Origin of the sequence: Nocardia araoensis NBRC 100135 (genome assembly GCF_000308435.1) — a bacterium.
Classification (GTDB): Bacteria; Actinomycetota; Actinomycetes; order Mycobacteriales; family Mycobacteriaceae; genus Nocardia; species Nocardia araoensis.
In genome coordinates, this window is sequence record NZ_BAFR01000305.1 from 1 (window position 1) to 4,946 (window position 4,946).

7 protein-coding genes are annotated in these 4,946 nt (G+C 65.9%); 3 read left to right on the top strand and 4 right to left on the bottom strand.

Translation table 11 applies throughout. The features are described 5' to 3' along the window. The first annotated feature begins 105 nt into the window (after positions 1 to 105). Positions 106 to 1,098, top strand: coding sequence for an IS481 family transposase (locus ON21_RS30760; protein ID WP_039803831.1), 993 nt, complete (start codon positions 106 to 108; stop codon positions 1,096 to 1,098). A 226-nt stretch (positions 1,099 to 1,324) separates the two neighbouring features. On the opposite strand, the gene ON21_RS30765 is transcribed toward ON21_RS30760, so the two are convergent. The 4 genes from ON21_RS30765 to ON21_RS40355 all read right to left on the bottom strand — a co-directional run bounded on the left by ON21_RS30765 (position 1,325) and on the right by ON21_RS40355 (position 3,660). Continuing rightward, entirely contained in the window at positions 1,325 to 1,696 is a 372-nt protein-coding gene (locus ON21_RS30765; RefSeq protein WP_157171041.1) for a hypothetical protein, read from the bottom strand. A gap of 206 nt (positions 1,697 to 1,902) precedes the next feature. Next, the gene (locus ON21_RS36155) at positions 1,903 to 2,415 is read right to left on the bottom strand and encodes a hypothetical protein (RefSeq protein ID WP_051021509.1); all 513 of its coding nucleotides are present in this window, start codon (positions 2,413 to 2,415) and stop codon (positions 1,903 to 1,905) included. A 228-nt stretch (positions 2,416 to 2,643) separates the two neighbouring features. Further along, positions 2,644 to 3,150: a DUF6262 family protein gene (locus tag ON21_RS30775; protein WP_245562803.1), complete on the bottom strand. Its 507-nt coding sequence runs from the start codon at positions 3,148 to 3,150 to the stop codon at positions 2,644 to 2,646. Positions 3,151 to 3,153: 3 nt separating this feature from the next. After that, the gene (locus ON21_RS40355; protein WP_245562804.1) at positions 3,154 to 3,660 is read right to left on the bottom strand and encodes a transposase; all 507 of its coding nucleotides are present in this window, start codon (positions 3,658 to 3,660) and stop codon (positions 3,154 to 3,156) included. Between the two features lie 53 nt (positions 3,661 to 3,713). Between ON21_RS40355 and ON21_RS30785 the strand changes: the two genes are divergently transcribed. Continuing rightward, positions 3,714 to 4,295, top strand: coding sequence for a response regulator transcription factor (locus ON21_RS30785; protein ID WP_281032715.1), 582 nt, complete (start codon positions 3,714 to 3,716; stop codon positions 4,293 to 4,295). A 198-nt stretch (positions 4,296 to 4,493) separates the two neighbouring features. After that, entirely contained in the window at positions 4,494 to 4,928 is a 435-nt protein-coding gene (locus ON21_RS30790) for a Zn-ribbon domain-containing OB-fold protein (RefSeq protein WP_083880986.1), read from the top strand. Positions 4,929 to 4,946: the final 18 nt, after the last annotated feature.

A 4,946-nucleotide genomic window follows, 5' to 3' on the forward strand; every position in this document is an offset into this window, starting at 1 on the left:
TGTACTGACCACGGACGTTGGTAGCGGCGTGTCGGGCTGACATGGCGAAGACCTCCGGGTGAAGTGCGAGCTGTCTAGGAACGCATTCACCTGCCGGAGGTCTTCGTGTCCCACCGTAATGCCCCGCTGTCAGAACTGGGTCGGTTGCGTCTGGCGCGGTGCGTCGTCGACGATGGCTGGCCGCTGCGCCGAGCCGCCGAACGATTCCAAGTGTCACCGACCACCGCTAAACGGTGGGCCGACCGCTACCGCACAGTCGGCACCGCCGGGATGAGCGACCGGTCCAGCCGCCCGCACCGCAGCCCGACCCGCATACCCACCCGCACCGAGCGCCGCATCATCAAGGTCCGGCTACTGCGCCGGTGGGGACCGGCCCGCATCGCCTACCTGCTCGGACTGCATCCCTCGACAGTGCACCGCGTCCTGGCCCGCTACCGGATGGCCAGACTGCGATGGCTCGACCGTGTCACCGCAGCACCGGTACGCCGCTACGAACACTGCGCACCGGGAGAGCTGGTGCACGTCGACATCAAGAAACTCGGCAACATCCCCGACGGCGGCGGCCACCGCGTGGTCGGCCGCCGCGCCGGCGCCCGCAACCGCACCAGTACGCCCGGAAAAACACTGCGCAGCAACGGTAAAAGCCATGTCGGCTGCAGCTACCTGCACAACGCAGTCGATGACCACTCACGACTGGCCTACAGCGAAATCCTGCCCGACGAACGCAAGGAAACCGCTGTCATGTTCTGGCGTCGAGCGCGGAAATATTTCGCTTCCAAGGGGATCACCGTCAAACGCGTCCTCACTGACAACGGTTCCTGCTACATCTCACAGCTCTGGCGGGCCGAGCTGGCCACGACCGGTATCACGCACAAACGCACACGGCCCTACCGGCCGCAGACCAACGGCAAGGTCGAACGGTTCAACCGCACCCTGCTCGAGGAATGGGCCTACGCCCGCCCCTACCGGTCCGAAACCGAACGCCGCGCCGCGTTCACCGACTGGCTCCACGCCTACAATCACCACCGCGGCCACACCGCACTCGGCGGACACCCACCAGCCAGCCGCGTCCCCAACCTCTCAGGTCAGTACACCTAGGTGGGGTGGTCCTCACCATTGGAACTCCTTCAACACTCCCCCGCGAATTTCGCGGGCTCCCTATACGTTTGGCCTCACAGCGGAGCGCGGCGTTCCCGCCTGTGGTGAGGCGAGAGCCCCGCCGCAGCGCGAAGAAGACCGGCGCCACCGTCGAACCGGCCCGGTTTCCACAGCTCGGATATCGGCCACTCGAGCCCGCCAGGCAAGGCGAGCCCGGCACTGTACGTCAATCGGCTTCGATGACCGGTGTCCGCCCCGGGAAGTCCGGCGGCAGGCCGTCCGGGGGAACAGTCCCGCGCGCCAACCCCGCGAGATAGGAGGTCAAGTCTCCCGCATATCCGCACCAGTCGTCGTTACGACCAATGACCAGAACCGACCACGAAGCGCTGTCGGCTTCCGATGTCTTCCAGCAGAAGCGGTCCCCTTCTGCGGAATCGCCCCAGGGAAGGAGTCCGCCCGGCTCGGGGAACGGAACATGACCATGCGACATCCCAGCGTCACGAAACTCCGCCAAATAGCCGCGGAACTCCTGCACGCCGCGGACGAAATACTTCTCTTCGCCGGGGGACGGGATGTGCACCCCCAGGAAATCGGCCATCGTGAAAGGCGGGTATGCCTCGGCGAGGGCGACGAAGTCCGGGGGCAATTGGACACCGGTCTCGCGCCGGATGTACTCGCAGTCGATGCTCCGGCGTTCGGCCGACCGAATGTCCAGCAAGGCTGGTACGGCTCCTCCAGTTCTCGCAGACTCAACCCATCACCTGACTTCCGCTCGCGCCGCAAGGAGCGGCCAGAGCGCCTGGATCAGAATCCCTCACGATCGCCGATCTCCTCGAGTAACCGTTCTTCTTCCCGCCACGATTCGAACGTGGCAGGTATTGCGAGTTCCGCTTCGAGTGGTGGATGGATCTCGGCTCGCACCAGGCGCAGCAGGAACTCGGCCATTCCCATGTCGTATGTGTGGTCCTGGTGACGGCTCCTGGGCCGGACGATCACCTGCCACCGCTCTGGCTCGCCGACACATCGCCACAGGAAGTCGTCACCAGCCTCGTTCGACGCCCAGGTCAGCTCTCCGTCCGCGAGCGCTTGCGCGGCGTGCAATAACAGGTGGTACTCGTAGGGATAGCCCTCGAAGCGCGGCGTGGAAATGCCGATCGAGTCACTGATCGCCCCCATTCCGTACACCGCGACGAAGTCGCGATAGTCCGCTGGCAGTTCCCATCCGGTGTCGACACGCAGTGCGTCCCAGTCGACCGGGTCGCCGCCGCCCGCAGGCGGGGCCATGGTGTGGGTCAGCTCTTCCACAGCCCAGTGCATGATGTCCTCTCCTCGAGACCGGCTCCGGCGAACCTTCCATCAATGGCAATCAGTCGGAGGAGCGGTCCACGCTTTCCTTCCAGCCCCGTCGCAGGGAATCACGGTGGTACGAAGCCGACGACAGCCTAGGAAAACTCGCTGCTGAGGTGCCGCCGTTAGGCCCGCCACGTCTGAGAAGTCAGTGATCGGTCTCAAGTGCTCGTCTGGTGCAGCGTCAGTGTCGCTTGTTCATGTTCGCGAACAGTTCACGGTTGGCGGCCCGGGCCGCGTCGAGTTCCTGGTCCCGTTCTTCGAGCTGGGCGCGTAATCCGATGATCTCCTGCTCGAGGGCGACGATTTGCCGCTGCATCTGGTCGATGTCGGCCGGTGCGCCGAGCCCGGATTCGTGCCAGGCTCGTTCACCGAGTAATTTCGATAGTTTCCTTTCCAGCTGCTGGTTGTGGCTGGCCAGTCGGGCATGCGGGCTTGGGCGTTGGCCAGGTCGGTCTTGAGAGAAGCGGCTGTGACCAGCGTCGCGTTGTCGACGGTGGGTGGGGTGCGCTGGGCTGTGTGGATCTGGGCGAGCAAGTCCCGGTGGCGGTAGAGGAAGGTGCGGTCGACGCGGGCGGTGCGGGCGATTGCCGACACGTTCAGCTCGCCACCGTTGGTCTGCGCGGCGTTGATGGCTTTGATGACTCGCTGTCGGCGCCGGTCCGAGTCGGCGCGGCGGCCCTCGATCATCGGGTTGGGCGGCATCGCTTACGCGCTCCTGTCCGGTCGGATGTCGGGCAACGGCTGGCGGATCTGTGGCAGGCCGAGCCCGACGATGGTGCCGCGGCCGCGTCGCACGACGTCGATCGCCTCGGTGATTTGTGCGCGATCGTGTTCGGTCAGGTCGTCGACGTCGGCTTTGATGCGTGCGATGAGTCGCCGGATCCGGGTGATCTCGTCTTGTGAGGGCATCGCTTCGGTCTTGGCCCAGTCGTCGGCCGCGGTGAATGTGCTGCGGAGTCGTTCGCGGCTGCGCAGCAGGTCGGCCAGGTATGCCTCCAGGTCGGGCAGGTAGGACACGTTGGTGGAAAAGTGGGCGCAGCCGACGCATCTGAACCGGACCGGGCAGTCGTCGCCGCCGGCTGCGACGTTGCTGGGTTCGCTGCAGGTGCCGTAGGGGACCGCGACCGAGCCGACTGCGTGCCGCAGGTGCTCGTCGTCGAGCAGGGCTTGAGCGTGGCGCCAGATCCGGTCGCCGTGCCGATCGAACTGCATGGTGGTGACCCGGTCGACTGCATCGCGGCGGCGTTTCTCGAACGATCAAGGTTCTGGTCGTCGACGATCACCCTGTCGTGCACGACGGCGTCGTCTCACAACTCGGCAGGCATCGCGACATCGACGTCGCCGGCCACGCCAGCACGGCTGTCGACGCGATCCGCGCCTGCGCCGCGGATCGCTACGACGTCGTTCTACTGGACTTGCGGCTGCCCGACGGACTTGCCGCCGACATGGTGCCGCGACTACACGCCGTCTCGCCTACCACGCGGGTCCTGCTGTTCACCGCGTTTCCCGAACACGCGGCCGTCGCGCCCTCGCTGGCGGCAGGCGCGTGCGGCTTGCTGGTCAAGGACGCCTCCGGTGCCACGCTGCGTGATGCGATACGACAGATCGCTCGCACCGGAGCCTATGGAGGGAACGGGCCGACCACCACTACGGCCGCGATCGTCACGCCGCGGGAGTACGACGTCCTCAGGCTCGTCGCAGCCGGGCACACGAACGTCGAGATCGGTCATCAACTCGGGTTGTCGATCAGTACCGTCAAGACATACCTGGCCAATGTCATGAACAAGCTCAACGCCCGCAACCGCGCACAGGTGATCACGAACGGCCGTGCGCACGGCCTGCTCTGAACGAGCTGATGGCTTCGGTCAGCGGGTCGGTGTGAATGCAGCGTGCCCGGGGTGGCCAGTGGCCGGCGAGTTGTTTCCGTCGCCCCGGTCGGCTGGGACGGGAAATAGGTATGCGTCGGGTCATTCGGCCGTCGCCTGACGCGTCATTCCCGAACAGGCTGGAGCGGAACCGGTCAGTACCCTCTCATGGAGGCCCGTATGCACACGCCCGACCTGAAGAACACAGCGAATGTCCTCGGCGACGACATCGGGCTGTGCGTGGATGACGTGTTGATGATTCACCGCTGCGTGCGGTGCGCCAAGCTGCTCGCGCCGATCACGTCCGGGTGTTCGTCGTGCGGATCCGACGAGCTCGAGCGTGTGCCGTCGTCGGGTGCGGGTTCGGTCGTGTCGTGGCGGGTGGTGGATCGTGCCCCTACCGACCGGCCAGGCGGCTTGGTGCCGCTGACGATCGCCATCGTGGCGCTCGACGAAGGCCCGTGGGTCTACACCTCCCTCGAAGGGGAGATCCCCGCGTCGCCGGACGGGGCGCTGCGCGTCCGGTTCCAGCCTCAACCATGGGATGACCGGTTCCCTGTCTTCGTGGTCACTGCCGATCCGCGGAGCAGCCGATCGACAGCGGCCGTGATGTGAGAGATCCCCCACTAGGTT

Bases quoted from the DNA above. Each gene is read 5' to 3' on its own strand.
- ON21_RS30765 (WP_157171041.1), bottom strand. From the start codon at position 1,696: ATGGCCGATTTCCTGGGGGTGCACATCCCGTCCCCCGGCGAAGAGAAG.
- ON21_RS36155 (WP_051021509.1), bottom strand. From the start codon at position 2,415: ATGCACTGGGCTGTGGAAGAGCTGACCCACACCATGGCCCCGCCTGCG.
- ON21_RS30775 (WP_245562803.1), bottom strand. From the start codon at position 3,150: ATGCCGCCCAACCCGATGATCGAGGGCCGCCGCGCCGACTCGGACCGG.
- ON21_RS40355 (WP_245562804.1), bottom strand. From the start codon at position 3,660: ATGCAGTTCGATCGGCACGGCGACCGGATCTGGCGCCACGCTCAAGCC.
- ON21_RS30790 (WP_083880986.1), top strand. From the start codon at position 4,494: ATGCACACGCCCGACCTGAAGAACACAGCGAATGTCCTCGGCGACGAC.